1 protein-coding gene is annotated in these 228 nt (G+C 52.2%); it reads left to right on the top strand.

All coding sequences use genetic code 11. From position 1 onward, the window contains the following. On the top strand, positions 1 to 228 hold a 228-nt coding region (locus AF337_RS12160; protein WP_152971016.1), incomplete at both ends, for a hypothetical protein.

The raw sequence follows: 228 nt of genomic DNA, 5'->3' as shown, positions 1-228 counted from the left end.
ACCTCACGTATTGCCATCACGCTCGCAAAGCAGCGGCTGATGACTGCCAGCTTTGACTACTACATTCTAAAATACCCGCACGAAGGATTGAAGGGCGGATTTGATCATGAAACTGCAAAGCGCATTAGCCTGGGGTCGATTGGCAGCAATACGGATAGCGACAAGATATTTGATGAAGACCATCCCAAAATCGCCGCGGCGCTGGCCGATCTGATCAGTGCGCTGGCC

Source organism: Rhizobium ecuadorense (assembly GCF_001187535.1).
GTDB classification, from domain to species: Bacteria; Pseudomonadota; Alphaproteobacteria; order Rhizobiales; family Rhizobiaceae; genus Rhizobium; species Rhizobium ecuadorense.
This window is presented reverse-complemented; position numbering and strand designations above follow the sequence as displayed.